This is a genomic window from Saccharothrix stipae, assembly GCF_054781895.1.
This window is the reverse complement of record NZ_BAAGTN010000027.1, coordinates 1-15,094: the sequence shown is the minus strand read 5'-3', so window position 1 is coordinate 15,094 and position 15,094 is coordinate 1. Positions and strand designations below refer to the sequence as shown.

Sequence of the window (15,094 nt, the reverse complement as noted above, 5' to 3'; positions counted from 1 at the left end):
CGGAGTCAGCGCAGAGACTCTAGCTGCGCTAACGTCGGAGGCCTCGTGTCGTTGAGCAGGTAGTCGAGCTCGCCTGGCGTCGCACTGCCGGGCGGCGGTTGTTGCATCGGGCGGCAGTGGGAGGGTTCCAGCGAACACGTGGGAGCGGACCGTGGGAGCAAACTGGGAGCCGTAGAACGCGTACAACGGTGTCGGACCGCATTCAACGGCTCCCAATAGTCGCGTTTTTCCCGCGCTAATTCTATTCCTACTGGCAGAGGCGTTATGTCGGCTTCATTCACACCGAAGTGCTCATCGAGGCGCGCTCAACTGCGCCGAACGGCGTGAAACCGCAGGTCAATGGCGGTGACGGCAGGGCGGTCGGACGGCGTTGCGGGCTGAGCACTTCTGTAACTCTGAAGTGCTCTGTGGCGGCGATATTTACTTCTATTGTTGCACTGTCGGCGTTGCGTAACCTGTCGTTGGTCACAACATAGGGCGTCGGGGTGGCACTGTGTTGCTTTGATATGTCAAGTGGTGTTGGTCGTTGCGTGCGTAACCTCAGTCATGCCGTTTCGGTGACTGGGGTAAGTGCGTTCCGCAGGACGCGCTGTTGGTTGGGCCGAACCGATTTCGTCAGGCCGATTCAGCCGCCCAGAACACGGCCCTGCCCGTGTCGTGTGGGTCCGCCGTGCGCCTCACCTTCCGTGCTGATCGAGTGATCGGTTGGTCATTGACACGGAGGCTCGTAGGGTCGGTCCGGCAAGCACTGCTCCCATTGCCGTCGGGTGATTGGATTACCTGCCGCGTTGCAGAGGTCCTTGGCGATGCTCGCGGGGTCGGTCTCCCGCAGGTCCACCCCGACGCCCGGTCGTACGACGGCAAGAGTCTCGTTGTTGGGGCTGAACGCGAGTGTTGAGAAGGCGAGGATGGAGTCGTCGCCTGGCAGGTACGACTGCCGGACGGGTGTGTGGGTCGGTCAGGTTCCAGATCTCGGGGCGCCACTCGTGTGACCCGTCGGCCACGGGTCGTGCGATTAGGACGAGACGGGTTCCGTCGGCGCTGAAGGCCATCGGACCACCACCACCGCTGCTGACGCGCGCGATCACCGGCTCGTCCACGACCCGGCCCCTGTCGACGTGCTGTAGCCGTAGCGTCCTGGTGGTCGAGTAGGCGGCGAAGAGCCCGTCGTCCGGGCGGTACGCGAATCGGCGAACCTCTTCCGGCGGCAGTTGCCGTGTCCACGTCTCGGTCGGGCGGGCGGGGTCGGTGAGGTCCCGGCTGCGCAGCCGTGCCCCTGCGATCGGCCGAAGTTGCTCCGGCTCGTCGGTGGGTGTGATCGCTGCGGTGAGTGTCGCTCCGTCGGGGGGAAGGTGAACGAGAAGAACCTCGTCTCGATATCCGGGAGATTTGCCGTGGCTGTGGGGATCGGCGATGTCGAGTTCGGCTCGCAGCGACATGGGATGCAGGCTCGCGCTGTCCGGCGTTGGCCGACCCGAACGTGAATCAGGAACCGCAAGCCGGTCAGCCTCGTCACAGCCCCGGTCCACGGACTGGCCCAGTCAGACCCCCTCTTTGAGTGCGAGGACGTCCATGCTGTCCACCGCCGCGCGCGCCCAGTCGATCGCCGCAGTCGTGCCTGGGTGCGGCTGGCAGCTCCCTGCTGCGGGCGCGGTGCCGGCCACCTCGGCGGTCGTCAGATGTTGGCAGCGACCGGGTCGAAATGTCGGCCTCGTGACATGCGGCCAGGACGCGAGCAGGTGTAACACCTGCTCGAAGGCCGAAGGGGTTCGGCGGCGTAGATGGCGAGAGCCGATCCCCTGATCTGCCGGCGATGCGTTGATCAGTGACGTAGCCCGTTTGGTTGAAGTGTTCGCTGAGTGCGGTGCCGAATGTCCCCTGCGGTGCCTTTTCGCGGAGTTCAGGGGTAGACGCGCTCGTCGGTGGCGAGCGCACTGAGCTTCCGCGGAGGAACGATGGTTGCTTCGGATAGGGGTGTCGGCACGGAGACGAGCCTCGAGCCCGCCACCGGTGGCGGGGAGTCGTTGGTGTTCACGCCGGCGCGTGCAGCGGAGTTGTTGGCGGTGCGGGAGTCGTGGCTTCGACGCAAGGCGGGTCGTCGTGAGGTTCCGTGCACGTTCGTCGGTAAGCATCTTCGGTTCTCGGCCGAGGATCTGCGCGCGATCGTCAGCGGAGGGTCGCGTCCCGCTCGTGGTCGCCGGTCCCGGTCCCGGTCCCGGTCCCGGTCAAAGCTGTAGCACCCGACGTTTGTGCTGCGGAAGGTTCGTCCTGCTGTGTTCCGTAGTGGAGGTGATGTCGGATCGGTGATTGACGGACACTCGGCTTCGGATGGGTGTGGTGACCACATACGGGTTGACACCGGTCCTTTATGGAGCGTCCATACCTGCTGCGTCCGCTGGGGCGCGGTTTCGTCGTCGGCGAGGAGTGACGGGTATGGCGTGGGTGGAGAAGCATGGTTCGGGTTTCCGGGTGCGGTACCGGTTGCCGGACGGTTCCCTGGGGTCGGAGACCGGGTTCACCGATCGTTCGATGGCGGTCGGTCGGGCGAGGGACATCGAGTCGGATCAGCGTCGGGGAACGTTCGTGGACCCCTCGGTGGGCAGCCTCCCGCTGGGGGAGTGGGTACCTACCTGGGCGGACGCCCATGACGTGAGCGCGACGACGTGGGCGAAGTACGACTCGCACCTGCGCAACCATGTGCTGCCGCGGTTCGGTGACGTGCCGTTAAAGGAAATTTCGCGGATCGCGGTGAAGGGGTGGGTCAAGACGCTGCGCCGGTCGTTGGCGGAACGCACCGTGGGTGATGTCGTAACACTGTTGTCGATGTTGCTGGGTGAGGCGGTCGACGAGGGGTTGATCGGGGCGAACCCGTGTCGGCGGCTGCGGGTCAACACCGGTGATCATGACGAGCGGCCTCATGCTTCGCCGTGGCAGGTGCGGACGATGGCGCAGCGGTGTTCGCCCGCGGACAGCGTGTTGGTCGTTACGGCGGCGTACACGGGGCTGCGGTGGGGTGAACTGGCCGGGCTGCGGTGGGGCCGGGTGGACCTGGCCCGCGGGGTCATCACTATTGACCCGGACAAGGGGGCGCTGCACGAGGTGGGCGGCCGGTTGGAGCTGGGGCCGCCGAAGTCGAAGGCCGGTGTCCGCACGGTGCACCTGCCGCCGTTCCTGGTGAACCTGCTCACCGAGCATCGGGCTGGCCGGATGCAGGACCACGTGTTCACCGGTCTGGACGGCGGGTTGCTGCGCCGGTCGAACTTCCGGCGGCGGGTCTGGCTGCCCCTCGTCAACGGCGATCGGAGCCGAGGGTGCGCGCCCATCCACCCTGGTCTGCACTTCCATGACCTACGTCATAAGCACAAGACGTGGCTCATCGAGGACGGCGTGCCGGAGATCCTCCAATGCAAGCGACTCGGACACCGGATGGCAGGGGTCCGGGGCATACTCACATGTGACGCAGGTCATGGTGGACGTGATGCTCGCCGGTCTGCAGCGTCGGTGGGAGCGTTCGCTGGTCGCTCCTACTGGTCCGGGAGGGGTGACCACATACGGTGTCGACGATCACTCCATGATCGTTTGCTCCCAATTTGCTCCCACGACAGCAGAACAGCCCGCCGGTGAAGATCACCGACGGGCTGTCTGACCTGCGTTTATAGATGGTGGACGATACTGGGATTGAACCAGTGACCCCTACCGTGTCAAGGTAGTGCTCTCCCGCTGAGCTAATCGTCCGAGGCGGAGACGGGAATCGAACCCGTGTACAGGGCTTTGCAGGCCCTTGCCTAAGCCACTCGGCCACTCCGCCACGATTCCCGAAGGCTAGCACCCAGGAGTCAGGCCTGAGCCCAAGGGGCCCTCTGCCGAGCGGATGACGAGACTCGAACTCGCGACCCTCACCTTGGCAAGGTGATGCGCTACCAACTGCGCTACATCCGCATGCCCCGTGGATTTCCCGAAACTTTTGCCCTTTTGGGGCTTGTCGTTCCGGTGTTCCCCGGTGCGAGAGGAACTTTATTACATGCACCGCAGCGGGATCAAATCGGGGGTGCGTTGACCCCTGCGCAGGCCCGCTACCTGCACTTTTACATCAGATCGTTGGAGATCAGGTGGGTCAGGGCCTCGTCGACGTCGACCCACAGGTGCTCGTTCCCGGGCACCACGACGTCGTAGGTCCGGTCGAGGAAGTCGGCCAGTTCCTGTGCGGACGCTTCGAACATGGCGTGGCCCGACGGGGAGCTCAGTTCGATCACCACGACCTCGGGGTCGTCGGCGGCCGGGCGGATTCGGACGTCGCCGTCACCCGCGTCGGCGATCAGGCCGTCGGCGAGCAGGTCGCGGGCGAACACCCACTCCACCCAACCGGCACGGCCGGTGCGGAACGCGGCGACTACCGCGTACGGGTCTTTCGTGTCATAGCGAAGCTCCACCTGCACCGGCACGGCCGGAGTCCTCGGCGCCAGCAGGTCGAAGACCGCTGTTGAGCGGAGTGTCACGTGGTCGTTGCGCATCGTCGTTACCCTCTTCTCCCTTCCCGGCCAATCGAACGACCGAGCTCTCTACTTGTGACGTATATGTGGCGAGGAACGCTCGACTCTACGTGGTTTATCACCCGATTGGGGCCATGCAACTCCACTGGGCGACCACCTCGATGCGTTCCGTGTCCACTGGGCCCCGGCTGCTCCCATCTTGCTGGGTTTAACCTGAACCCGGTACCGGCTGTTGCGCGAATGTTGGACGTGAGGACCTCTCTGGTGGCTGACGCACCCGCGCCGCGACGCGAACCCGAGCGGCGTCCCACTGACGTGGAACTCGCCGCGCGGGTGACGGTCGGTGACCGCACGGCGTTCGGTGAACTCTACGACCGGTACGCGAAACCGGCGTACTCGCTCGCCCGGCGGATCTGCGTCGACCCCGGCCTGGCCGAGGACGTGGTCCAGGAGGCCTTCCTGGCGCTGTGGCGCAACCCCGCGGCCTACGACCGCACCCGTGGCAGCTTCGGCACGTGGCTGATGACCGTGGTGCACCACCGCGCGGTCGACGCGGTGCGCCGGGAGAACACCCAGCGTAGACGAAGTGTGCCGCTGACCGACGAGGTCACGGAGCGCGACGTCGCGCCGGCGGACGGGGCCGATCACGCTGCGTTGACGGGCGTGGTCGGCGCCGAGGTGCGGGAGGCGCTGAAACGGCTGCCCGACGACCAGCGGCAGGTGATCGCGCTGGCCTACCTGGGCGGGTACACGCAGATCGAGGTCGCGGCATTGACCGGCATACCCCTGGGCACGGTGAAGTCGCGCACGTTCGCCGCCATCCGCAGGTTGCGCACGGTGCTGCACTCGGTGTGGGCAGGGGAGACCGGCGGCGACGCGCCGGGCAGGACGACGGGAGCACAGCGGTGACCGGGGAGCGGAGGGACGACGCGTGCCCTCAGGAAGAGCTCGCGGTCGGGTTCGCGATGCACGCGCTCGAACCGGACGAGGAAGCGCGGATGCGCGCCCACCTGCCGGGGTGCGCGCGGTGTCGGGAGTCGGTCCGCTCCACCCAGGAGGTGACCGCGGCGCTGGGCGGGTCGGTCCGCCAGTACGACCCGCCGGAGCGGTTGCGGGCACGGCTGATGGCCGCGATCGAGGACACACCCCAGGTGCACGTGCCCGAGGAACGGGTCGAGCCGGTGCTGTTGGAGTCCAGGCGGCGTCGGTCCGGTGGGTGGGGGCGCAAGCTGCTCGTGGCGGCCGCGGCGCTCGTCGTGGTCGCCGGGATCGGTGTCGCGGGCGTGCGGTTCGACCGGCTGAGCGATCAGGTCGCGCAACAGGACGTGCGGGCCGAACAGCTTGAGCGCGCGCTCCGCATCGCGGCCGACCCGGGGACGAACCGGGCTGTGTTGCAGAACACGTCGGGTGACGCGTTGGCGGTGCTGCTGTCCGACGACGACGCCGCCGCGATCATGCCGATGAAGCTGCCGGCCAACGACGCCACGCGGCAGATCTACGTCGTGTGGGGCACCAGCACGCAGAAGCCTGTGGCGTTGGCCACGTTCGACGTCACGGTGGGTGATTCGGACGTGCGGCTGCTGACGTGGTCGCCGGACGCACATCAGCACCGCGGCTTCGGCATCTCGCTGGAAGAGGGCCGCGCGGCACCGGTGGAGCCGTCGACCGTGCTGGCATCGGGCCAGGTCGGTCCCGTCTGAGCCACGAATGAGCGATGATGTGCGTATGAGCACAGAGCAGCGCGAAGACACCGACAAGGGCGCGGGGCACCGCCGCGGCTTCCGCCGCAACCCCGCGCTGAACATGACCTACCGCATCGGTGTGGGCGTGGTCGGTGGCTTGGTGCTGGTCGCCGGCGTGTTGATGATCCCGTACCCGGGACCGGGTTGGTTGGTCGTCTTCGCCGGTCTCGCGATCCTCGCCACGGAGTTCGAGTGGGCGGGCCGGGTGCTCAAGTTCGCCAAGCGCTACTACGACGCGTGGATCGCGTGGCTGAAGCGGCAGAACCTCTTGGTGAAGGGGTTGGTGCTGGCGGCCACCGGCCTGGTGGTGGCCGTGACGTGCTGGCTGCTCGGCGCGTTCGCGCTGGTAGGTGGCTGGTTCGGGCTTGAGTGGTCCTGGTTGCAGAGCCCGATTTTTGGTTCGCGGGGATGATGTTGTAGGCTATGGCCACACCGCGAGAGCGGGAGTGAGAACCGAATATGGGCGTTTAGCTCAGCGGGAGAGCGCTTCGTTCACACCGAAGAGGTCACTGGTTCGATCCCAGTATCGCCCACAGTGTGTTTTACCTGGTCAACGGCTCGTAGACGATCTTCGTCTGCGGGCCGTTGATCGTTCGTGGGAGCAAAATGGGAGCAAAAGATCTTGACCACATTTGCTGCTCCGAAGGGGTCACAGGGTTTTGCTCCCATACTGCTCCCACCGGGCTTGGAGTCCGGCGAGCATCGCGTCGATCATCGGGCGGGTGACGTGGGAGTAGACGCCCATGACGCCGCGGAACTTGTGCCCGATCCTCTTGTGCTGCAGGACCTCCGGCACGCCGTCCTCGATCATCCTGTGGGGTACCAATAGTGGATCACACGGTTTGACCTGCGGTTAGGCGGCTGGGTTCGTACTCGTCGATCAGGCCGCCGAGAACTGGTCGGCGACGTATCGACGTGCAGCTCGGCCCTACTGCTGGCTTGTCCGGTCGTGGTGGTGTGAGCTGGCGTGCTCGGTGTGGCCGGCGGTGGTTGTAGTGGGCCGCGTAGCGGTCCAGCACTATCTGCAGGTGGTGTTCGTTGAGGATGAGCAGTCGGTCGACGGCTTCTCGTCGTACGGGCCGACGAACCGCTCGGCGTGGGCGTTGGCTCGCGGACATCGTGGTGGGATCTTCACGACCTGGATGCCGGTGGCGGAGAAGACCTCGTCGAACGAGGCGGTGAACTGACCGGCTCGATCGCGGACGAGGAACCGGAAGCTGTCGGCTCGGTTGCCGAGGTCCATGAACAGGTTGCGGGCCTGTTGGGTGGTCCTGGGGCCATCGGGGTGGGTGGTGATGCCGAAGATGTGGACGTAGCGGGTGGCTACTTCCATCACGAAGAACACGTACACGCGTTTGAGGGTGACGGCGCAGTCGACGTGGAAGAAGTCGCAGGGCAACGTGCTCGCGGGCCTGGGCGCGGAGGAATCGTCGCCAGGAGGTGTCGGTGTCGCGCTGGGGCGCAGGCGGGATGCGCAGGCGCTTGAGCACGCGGCAAACCGTTGAGGCGGCCACCCGTGGCCGAGCTTGAGCAGTTCGCCCTGGATCCTGCGGTAGCCCCAACCGGTGTTCTCCCGCGCCATGCGTTCGATCAACGCCTCGATGGTGTCGCCGACCGGGGGTCTGCCGGTGCGGTTTGGGTAGGTCCACTTCATCGCGACCAGGCCTCGATGCCATCGCAGGATGGTTCCTGGGGTCACCAACCGGTGCTCGCGCAGCAGTCGGGGAGTCGGTGCACCAAGGCGAGTACAGCACGGTCAGCCCAGTCCAATCGCGGGCGGGGGTTGGTCCGGCGCAGCATGGCGACCTCGTGCCTCAGTACCAGCAACTCCACGTCCTGGTCGCAGAGGACCGGCCGAGCAGAACCAGCCACGCACCGACTCGGACGAAGATCAGGTACAGCAGTCGTAACGTCACACCTCACGATCATGCCCTGGAGGCCCAGCGTGCGCGATCGTCGCAGCTCAGCACGCCGGTGCAGAATTCTGACACCCAACAGGACGAAGACCACGTACAGCCGTCGTAGCGCAATGCCTCGCGATCATGCCTATACGGCTCATGGTGCGCGATCACCGCAGCTCAGCGTCCAGGCGCAGAATTCTGGCACCCCATAGGGCGGCGGCGGGCGAGGAGGTCTCGGTGCCACCGGAGCACCGTCTCCGGACGTACCAGTAGGCGGAGTCGACGAAGCGCTTGCACCGGGAGTCGGTGCAGCAGTGCCGCGAGGAACGCCCGGTCGGCGAAGGAGAATCGTGGGCGGGCGTCTCCGAGTTGGCGTTCCAGAACCATGATCTGGTGGCGCAGCGCCATGATCTCGACGTCCTTATTCCGGTCGCTCATGGGCAGCAGGCGCAGCAACGCGAACACGTTGGTCACACCGAGGTAGGCCAGTCGGAGCGGCACAGCCGGTCATCATACCGTGCTGGTCGATGCCGCGGCGGATGACAACCGTGCCCGTGAGCGCTTCGAGGTATCGGGCTTCGTACGTCTACTACCTGCATGGATGAGGTTGTCGGCAGGCACAGGGTGTCGCTGACGGTGACTGTCGCCGTCCGCACGTTTCGGAGCTGTCAGCCGTATCCGATGCAGAGATACGGCCGGTGGAACGGGTTGCGTCTGCTCACCTCGGCGACAGCACGGGCGGGCGATTCTCCTTGTGCCAGAGCTGTGTGGATATCGCGCATTGCTTCCGCTCCGGCGGCCACGCCGACGTCTCCGGCTGCAACGACGACCGTGCGCACCCCGGCCCTCAAGAGGCCGTCCGCCAGTCCGAACTCGTGCTGCCGACCGTACCGCCACTCCGCGCCGACGCTTGGGCCGTCGAGCACGACTATCTCCGGTGGGCGGGCCAGTTCCACGAACTCATGAGCGAACACGGCCCGGTCGACCAACTGGATCGCAGAAAGCGCGGTGTTCTCGTGTTGGTTTGAAGCGTGCACAGCCAGATGAACCAAGCGCGCACCATCCATCGCGGCGAGAACGGACGCACCTGTCGCTCGGTCACCTGTGAACAGGTCGGCATGTGCGTGATGGTGGACCAGTTGCGTCACGTCAGGGCTGGCGTGCGGCCCCGCGACGACAACGACTCGGCCGTCGTCACGAGGATGCTCGCGGGTGGCCCACATCGTCGCGGATGGAGCCACGACGATCGATCGATTCGACAACGAGGCAAGGCACCCCCACGGCACCGTGTGCAACGCCCAAGCAGGCAGGATCACCAAGTCGTGGTCACCGATGAGTCCGACCAAAGGCTTGACCAACGCATCGTCGAGCCACCGGGCCGCCTTCTGCGCCGAGGCTCTGAGCACGGATCCGACTGGCCCTCGCTGCGCTTCGTCCAGCGCGAGAGCGCTGAGGTCAGCACGGAGCCTCGCCGCCGCTTCGGCTGTGACGTCTGGCGGGCCCAACGACACGATGTGCGCCGCGTTGGAGGCGATCACGAGTGCCGAAAGTTCGTCCCGGGAGACGGTGAAGCTGACGAGGATCCGATTGCCGAGAGCGTGGCGGAGGTCGGCCGCGCTCACAACGTCGGGTGACTTCTCGGTCCAGCCCAGCAGCGCGGCATCCACGCGCAGTCGCTCCAGTCGGGTGTGCAGCGTCGACTGCTCGACGCTCGACCGAGTCGACAACGACAGCTCTCGGGCCAGATAGCGCATCTCGGTGAGCAGGTCGTTCAACGCGGGTGTAGGAGTTCGCTTCACCGACGAGCGAGAAGCAGCGAGCCGAGCCTGTTCGGTGACCTGCAGCACCTCCCACGGGTCTAGCGTGTCGAACGCGAGATGCGATGCCAAGGCACTGAGCCAACGCCCATGGATCTCTGTGAGCAGCCGGAACTTGGTGACTTCGCGCCGGGCGGTCGTGAGTTCGCGAAGCGATCGAGGACGCCATCTACGCCTTCCTCGGCCCCGACCTGCCTCCCCTCGCGCCCGTGCACGTCCAGCTCGCGGACCGTGTCGGCGAGTTCGGCGCGGCGTCGTTCGGGCATCATGGCGCAGTCGATGTGGAAGAAGTCGCAGGCCAGCATGCTCGCGGCCTGCGTGTGCAGGAACTGTCGCCAGGAGGTGTCGGTGTCGCGCTGGGGCGCAGGTAGGGACTTGCAGGCGCTTGAGCGCGCGGCGAAGCGTTGATGCGGCTACTCGGTGGCCGAGTTTGAGCAGCTCGCCTGGATGCGGCGGTAGTCCCAGCCGGTGTTCTCCCGCGCCATCCGCTCGATCAGCGCCTCGACGGTGTCGTCGACCGGTGGGCGTCCGGTCCGGTAGGTCCATTTCTTTGCGACCAGGCGTCGGTGCCATCGCAGGATGATGCCCGGCGTCACCAACCGGTGCTCCCTCAGCAGTCGTGGCAGTCGGCGCACCAATGCGGCGAGTACCACGCGATCGGCCCAGTCCAGCGGCGGGCGAGGGTTGGTCCGGCGCAGCGCCGCGACCTCGTGCCGTAGCACCAGCAGTTCCACGTCCTTGGCCGCCGCTGACCGGCTGAGCAAAGTCAGCCAGCCGGCGAGCCGGACGACGATCAGGTAGAGCAGTCGTAACGCCACACCTCACGATCATGCCCTGGAGGTCCAGAATGCGCGATCGTCGCAGCTCAGCGACTTAGTGCAGAGTTCTGGCACCCCACACCGTTCTACTGTCGGCGTCGTAAATTCCATAGCGGCGCGAATGCGCCTCCCCGCAATACGATTATGATGTGAGTCACATCCAATGTTTCTCCCGCGCTCACTATCACGATGCGGGCATGATCGAGCCGTCGGTATTACTACCTGTGATCCACCTTTGGGGGGATGATCACCGTGGCCATCCGAAGATCATTATTTATCCTCGCCTGCTCCCTAATTACCGCGACTCTCGTCGCCGTGCCCGCCCAGGGGGACGCCACAGCCGGTGAGCCGCAGACCTTCGGTTCCGTCTCCTACACCGGTTTCGACGACAAGGGCGCGCCGCGCCAAGTGACCACGACGGCCGAGGGGGATCTCGACGCGGCGGCGCGGCAGAAGGCCCGGGAACTCGGGCACACGTCCGCGCTGGACTCGGTCGCCGCGGCGGCCGCGACACCGCCGCGGCGGCCACCGGCCGAACCGGAAGGCACCGAGTTCCAGGAGTGCCTCGACAGTGACGGCGCGAACTCCGTCACCGGTCGCGTGCACAACCGCTTCCTGTGGTGCCAGCGCTGGACATTGGAGGCCAAGCGCTTCACCACCGGCCCGACCGGGACGCGAGTGGTCGCGTCGATGACCATGAAGTACTCCGCCGTCGCCTACGGGCGCGACGACGGCAACCGGGGCGTTACCGTCTTCTTCCGCGGTGACGACGCCGACTTCTGGCCGACTCCGAAGGGCTACATCCGGCCGGAGTCCACGCTCTACCAACGGGTCGCGTGCCAGGGCGAGAACGTCTGCCACGACGACGCCGCCCACACCGGCAAGCAGATCAAGGACTGGGTCGGCCGCTGGACTCGCTTCGACGTGACCTCCGACGGCTCGGGCAGCTCCCGTGACGACAAGGTCACCCGTCACCAGTGGCTGTTCAACGGTTATGTCATCGACAGCTGGAACATGCGCCTGCTCGACGGCGACTCCGACCGCCACACCATCCGCTGCGACTCCGCGGCCTACTTCGGGCTCAAACGGCGCGGGGCGTGCGTGTTCGACGACGTGACACCGCACCTGCAGTACTCGCTCGACGAGGAGGCTGTGGACGAGGTCGCCGAGCACATCCGGTGCGCCCAGGACGAGCCTTTCTGCCTGCGCGACGGACAGCCGCACAAGACGTACCCCCGCACGGAGGGGCCGAAGTTCATCCCCGGCAAGTTCATCGCGGGCGACCGGGACGACTTCCGCGCGCTACACCGGATCAACGCCAGCCGTGCCAACCCGGACGCGCGCTACACCGCCAACCGCAACACCGTGCGCTCCACCTGCGCCAAGCTGCCGACGGACGTCTACGACACCTCCAAGGGTCAGGAGTGCGACGAGTATCCCTTCGCCTCCACCGCAGAGGGCGCGGCCTGCTGCCAACCACCCCTGCAGGACTGGGACTTCTCCGTTGAAGGCGTGTTGAAAGCGGACAACGGGTGCGCGGGTAACGCGCTGAAGAAGTACTACCGCGATGACCGGGTCCTCTACCAGCAGGACGGCTTCTTCGTCCGCATCACCAACGCGCCACCGTCCGGGCCGGCGGTGTGCGAGGCGATCCCGCCGGATGAGGACGAACCGGACGGCGACGGCGGCACCCCGCCGGTCAACCTGCCGCCGACCGCGAACGCGGGCCCGGACGTCAGCGGGTTGGAGGGCAGGCCCGTCGTCCTCAACGGGTCCGCCTCCGACCCGGAGGGCGCGACCCTGGCCCTGGGCTGGTCGGCCACCCCAGGGCCCGGCGTCGACCCCGGCGCGACCTGCTCGTTCGGCACCACCACGTCTGCGGCGACCAACGTGAGCTGCACCGACGACGGCACGTTCACCGTCACGCTGACCGCCCGCGACGGCGCCAACGGCCCGGTCTCGGACAGCGCCATCGTCACGCTGTCCAACGTCCGCCCGGGGTTGGGAGGGCTCCGGCCGGAGGTCGTTCCCTCCGCCGACACCCCGCCGGACGTCCCCGGCATCCACGCACCGACGCCGTGGCAGGTGTTCCGCGTGGGCACGCCGGTGAACCTTGTGGCCGCCTACACCGAACCGGGGGCGAACGACACCCACACCTGCGTCACTGACTGGGACGACGGCACGACCTCGACTTACAAGGGCGAGGACCTGACCTGCGCTGCCGGTCACGCGTTTGCTCACCCCGGCATGTACACGATCCGGACCAGCGTCACCGACGACGACAGCGGCAGCGACACCGCTGAGGTCATGGTCGTCGTCTACGACCCCGACGCCGGCTTCGCCACCGGTGGCGGCCACTACAGCGACCCCGGCAGGACGCACTTCCAGTTCAACCCGAAGTACCTGCCGCATGACGAGGGACCCGTGCCGGGCAACGGCAAGGTGACCGTGGGCGACGTCAGATCGGCCTCGCTCGAATGGCTGGTGGTGACGCCCGACGACAAGATCGCCGTCAAGGGCGTCATGGAGGGCGGCACCCACGGGTTCGTGCTCTACGCCTACGACGATCCCGACTCACTACGGCTCGTGCTGTGGCCGCTCGCTGCGGGGCCCCACCCGACAACCGTCATCACCCGCGACACCGTGAAGGGAGCGTCGTTCGACCTCGACGCCGCCCGGCCCCGACCGATCGACAACGGGTCCGTCCAGGCCCACAATTGAGCGCGGCGGCCCGCTTCCTCGTCCCGGGGGAGCGGGCCGTGGCAAGGTGGTGTCCATGCCCGAAGTGACAGCCGAGGTGACCACCGAGGTGACGGTGGAGCGCCGCTCGTTCGACCTCCTCGACGACGGCGGACCGCAGGAAGTTGTCCCGGACTACAACAGCGGCTGGCTGTTCGCGGGCCGCAACTCGATCACTGTGGTCACGGGGACCGGTGTGGACTTTGCCGAGGTCACCGTCGAGTCCTGGGACGGCGAGCCGCCCGCTACGGCCGAGGGGTACAGCATGACCGGAACGGTCGAGTTGACCCTCGACAGCGGGGACGTCGAGATCAACCCGCTCGTGGAGGACGAGGCCGAGTGGCTCTCCGTCGGCCCAGCGGGTCACTACGGGGTACGCGCCTACGCCCACAACCAGCGGTATCTTTTCCGGTTCTGGCGGAAGACGTGACCAGAACGGGTGTCGACCGCTGACGCGTGGCGTCGGCGCAGATCACCGCAGATCGGCAGCCCGCGTCCAACCCTCAGGCACCACACAGCCATGGAGCAGCGCCCAGCGGGCCCCGCTCGTCACCACATCCCTGCCGCGGCTGCGCGTCACAACCCTTGCGCGGCGAGGGCTGTGCATGCGGTGGGTCAGGCGATGACGCGCTCCCAAAAGGTGTGCCGCTCGAAAATTCATCGCTGCTGGTCAGGCGGCTTGTCTGTACTCGTTGATGAGTCCGCCGAGGATGCGGGTGCGGAGCACTCTGTGGGTGTCGAGGTCGTGCACTGTGGCGGGGTGCTGCTGTCTCTCGGGTGGTAGTTGGTCGCGGGCCTGGTGGGGGCGGTGTCGGTTGTAGAGGTCCTCGTAGGCCTTGAGGACATGGCGTGCGTGGCTCTCGCAGGTGATGAGGGTGTGGTCGAGAAGTTCGCGTCGGATGGTGCCGATGACTGGTTCGCACTGGGCGTTCATCCGCGGTGCCTGTGGCTCGCTCTTGACGATGCGGAGGTCGGCGGCGTGGAAGACGGCGTCGAAGGCCTGGCTGTACTTGTCGTCGCGGTCGGGGAGCAGGAAGCGCAGAAGTTCCCTGCGCGTTCCGAGGTCTGCGGTGAGGTTCCTGGCTTGCTGTGTTGTCCAGGATTGGGTCGGTGGGCGGTGACTGCGGTGATGTGCAGGCGCCTGTGTCGTGTTCGAGGAACGTCAGGGCGTAGAGCCTTCGACCGAGCACGGTGTCGATGTGGAGAAAGTCGGCCGCGATGATGCCTTCGGCGTGGGCGTTGAGGAACTCCCGCCAGGTCGGGCCGGTGCGGCGTGGTGCAGGGTCGATACCCGCGTCGTGCAGGATCCGCCAGACGGTCGAGTGGGCGATGTGGTGGCCGAGTCGGGCCAAGTTCGCCCTGGATGCGTCGATGACCCCATCGCGGGTCCTCCCTGGCGAGTCGCAGCACGAGCGTCTTGACCGCCGCTCGTATCGGTGGGCGTCCGGTGCGTCGACGCGCGGAGTAGGAGTAGTCCCACCTGCGGGCCACGAGTGCGCGGTGCGAGGCGAGCAGGGTGCCCTGTGGGACGCTGTTGCCCAATTGAGTATGCGCTGGTCACGGGCGGTTTCTATGGCGTGATCGCCT

13 protein-coding genes and 4 tRNA genes are annotated in these 15,094 nt (G+C 66.6%); 7 read left to right on the top strand and 10 right to left on the bottom strand.

The features are described from left to right. Nucleotides 1–2,433 precede the first annotated feature (2,433 nt). A complete protein-coding gene (locus ACYVLT_RS37560; protein WP_461124916.1) occupies nucleotides 2,434–3,624 on the top strand; it encodes a tyrosine-type recombinase/integrase in 1,191 nt (396 codons plus the stop codon). A gap of 36 nt (nucleotides 3,625–3,660) precedes the next feature. Here ACYVLT_RS37560 and ACYVLT_RS37555 read toward each other — a convergent pair. The 4 genes from ACYVLT_RS37555 to ACYVLT_RS37540 all read right to left on the bottom strand — a co-directional run bounded on the left by ACYVLT_RS37555 (nucleotide 3,661) and on the right by ACYVLT_RS37540 (nucleotide 4,511). Beyond that, nucleotides 3,661–3,735, bottom strand: a tRNA-Val gene (locus tag ACYVLT_RS37555). 1 nt (nucleotide 3,736) lies between these two features. Next, a tRNA-Cys gene (locus tag ACYVLT_RS37550) sits at nucleotides 3,737–3,808 on the bottom strand. A 58-nt stretch (nucleotides 3,809–3,866) separates the two neighbouring features. Continuing rightward, nucleotides 3,867–3,939: transfer RNA gene (locus tag ACYVLT_RS37545), tRNA-Gly, on the bottom strand. Nucleotides 3,940–4,085: 146 nt separating this feature from the next. Beyond that, on the bottom strand, nucleotides 4,086–4,511 hold the full coding sequence (locus ACYVLT_RS37540; RefSeq protein ID WP_360458820.1) for an SsgA family sporulation/cell division regulator: 426 nt from the start codon (nucleotides 4,509–4,511) through the stop codon (nucleotides 4,086–4,088). A 243-nt stretch (nucleotides 4,512–4,754) separates the two neighbouring features. Between ACYVLT_RS37540 and ACYVLT_RS37535 the strand changes: the two genes are divergently transcribed. The 4 genes from ACYVLT_RS37535 (at nucleotide 4,755) to ACYVLT_RS37520 (ending at nucleotide 6,765) form a co-directional block, all read left to right on the top strand. Continuing rightward, the gene (locus ACYVLT_RS37535) at nucleotides 4,755–5,399 is read left to right on the top strand and encodes an RNA polymerase sigma factor (protein WP_461124915.1); all 645 of its coding nucleotides are present in this window, start codon (nucleotides 4,755–4,757) and stop codon (nucleotides 5,397–5,399) included. Further along, nucleotides 5,396–6,190, top strand: coding sequence for an anti-sigma factor (locus ACYVLT_RS37530; protein ID WP_461124914.1), 795 nt, complete (start codon nucleotides 5,396–5,398; stop codon nucleotides 6,188–6,190). Before ACYVLT_RS37535 ends, ACYVLT_RS37530 begins: the two co-directional genes overlap by 4 nt. Before the next feature lie 25 nt (nucleotides 6,191–6,215). Then, on the top strand, nucleotides 6,216–6,644 hold the full coding sequence (locus ACYVLT_RS37525) for a TIGR02611 family protein (RefSeq protein WP_461124913.1): 429 nt from the start codon (nucleotides 6,216–6,218) through the stop codon (nucleotides 6,642–6,644). Nucleotides 6,645–6,693: 49 nt separating this feature from the next. Next, nucleotides 6,694–6,765 (top strand) — tRNA-Val (locus ACYVLT_RS37520). Between the two features lie 116 nt (nucleotides 6,766–6,881). Here the strand turns inward: ACYVLT_RS37520 and ACYVLT_RS37515 are convergent. The 5 genes from ACYVLT_RS37515 to ACYVLT_RS37495 all read right to left on the bottom strand — a co-directional run bounded on the left by ACYVLT_RS37515 (nucleotide 6,882) and on the right by ACYVLT_RS37495 (nucleotide 10,768). Continuing rightward, complete coding sequence (locus ACYVLT_RS37515) at nucleotides 6,882–7,028, bottom strand: hypothetical protein (RefSeq protein ID WP_461124912.1); 147 nt, start codon at nucleotides 7,026–7,028, stop codon at nucleotides 6,882–6,884. A 222-nt stretch (nucleotides 7,029–7,250) separates the two neighbouring features. Next, on the bottom strand, nucleotides 7,251–7,931 hold the full coding sequence (locus tag ACYVLT_RS37510) for an integrase (protein ID WP_461124911.1): 681 nt from the start codon (nucleotides 7,929–7,931) through the stop codon (nucleotides 7,251–7,253). 379 nt (nucleotides 7,932–8,310) lie between these two features. After that, the gene (locus ACYVLT_RS37505; protein ID WP_461124910.1) at nucleotides 8,311–8,634 is read right to left on the bottom strand and encodes a hypothetical protein; all 324 of its coding nucleotides are present in this window, start codon (nucleotides 8,632–8,634) and stop codon (nucleotides 8,311–8,313) included. 167 nt (nucleotides 8,635–8,801) lie between these two features. Continuing rightward, nucleotides 8,802–10,022 (bottom strand): CHAT domain-containing protein, encoded by a 1,221-nt coding sequence (locus ACYVLT_RS37500; RefSeq protein WP_461124909.1) that lies wholly within the window; start codon nucleotides 10,020–10,022, stop codon nucleotides 8,802–8,804. A gap of 341 nt (nucleotides 10,023–10,363) precedes the next feature. Beyond that, nucleotides 10,364–10,768 (bottom strand): integrase, encoded by a 405-nt coding sequence (locus ACYVLT_RS37495; RefSeq protein WP_461124908.1) that lies wholly within the window; start codon nucleotides 10,766–10,768, stop codon nucleotides 10,364–10,366. A gap of 243 nt (nucleotides 10,769–11,011) precedes the next feature. Between ACYVLT_RS37495 and ACYVLT_RS37490 the strand changes: the two genes are divergently transcribed. Beyond that, nucleotides 11,012–13,489, top strand: coding sequence for a NucA/NucB deoxyribonuclease domain-containing protein (locus ACYVLT_RS37490; RefSeq protein ID WP_461124907.1), 2,478 nt, complete (start codon nucleotides 11,012–11,014; stop codon nucleotides 13,487–13,489). 55 nt (nucleotides 13,490–13,544) lie between these two features. After that, nucleotides 13,545–13,937: a hypothetical protein gene (locus ACYVLT_RS37485; protein ID WP_461124906.1), complete on the top strand. Its 393-nt coding sequence runs from the start codon at nucleotides 13,545–13,547 to the stop codon at nucleotides 13,935–13,937. A 240-nt stretch (nucleotides 13,938–14,177) separates the two neighbouring features. Here the strand turns inward: ACYVLT_RS37485 and ACYVLT_RS37480 are convergent, their stop codons facing one another. Then, the gene (locus ACYVLT_RS37480; protein WP_461124905.1) at nucleotides 14,178–14,441 is read right to left on the bottom strand and encodes an integrase core domain-containing protein; all 264 of its coding nucleotides are present in this window, start codon (nucleotides 14,439–14,441) and stop codon (nucleotides 14,178–14,180) included. Nucleotides 14,442–15,094 lie beyond the last annotated feature (653 nt).

Bases quoted from the DNA above. Each gene is read 5' to 3' on its own strand.
- ACYVLT_RS37560 (WP_461124916.1), top strand. From the start codon at position 2,434: ATGGCGTGGGTGGAGAAGCATGGTTCGGGTTTCCGGGTGCGGTACCGG.
- ACYVLT_RS37540 (WP_360458820.1), bottom strand. From the start codon at position 4,511: ATGCGCAACGACCACGTGACACTCCGCTCAACAGCGGTCTTCGACCTG.
- ACYVLT_RS37525 (WP_461124913.1), top strand. From the start codon at position 6,216: ATGAGCACAGAGCAGCGCGAAGACACCGACAAGGGCGCGGGGCACCGC.
- ACYVLT_RS37490 (WP_461124907.1), top strand. From the start codon at position 11,012: ATGATCACCGTGGCCATCCGAAGATCATTATTTATCCTCGCCTGCTCC.
- ACYVLT_RS37485 (WP_461124906.1), top strand. From the start codon at position 13,545: ATGCCCGAAGTGACAGCCGAGGTGACCACCGAGGTGACGGTGGAGCGC.
- ACYVLT_RS37480 (WP_461124905.1), bottom strand. From the start codon at position 14,441: ATGAACGCCCAGTGCGAACCAGTCATCGGCACCATCCGACGCGAACTT.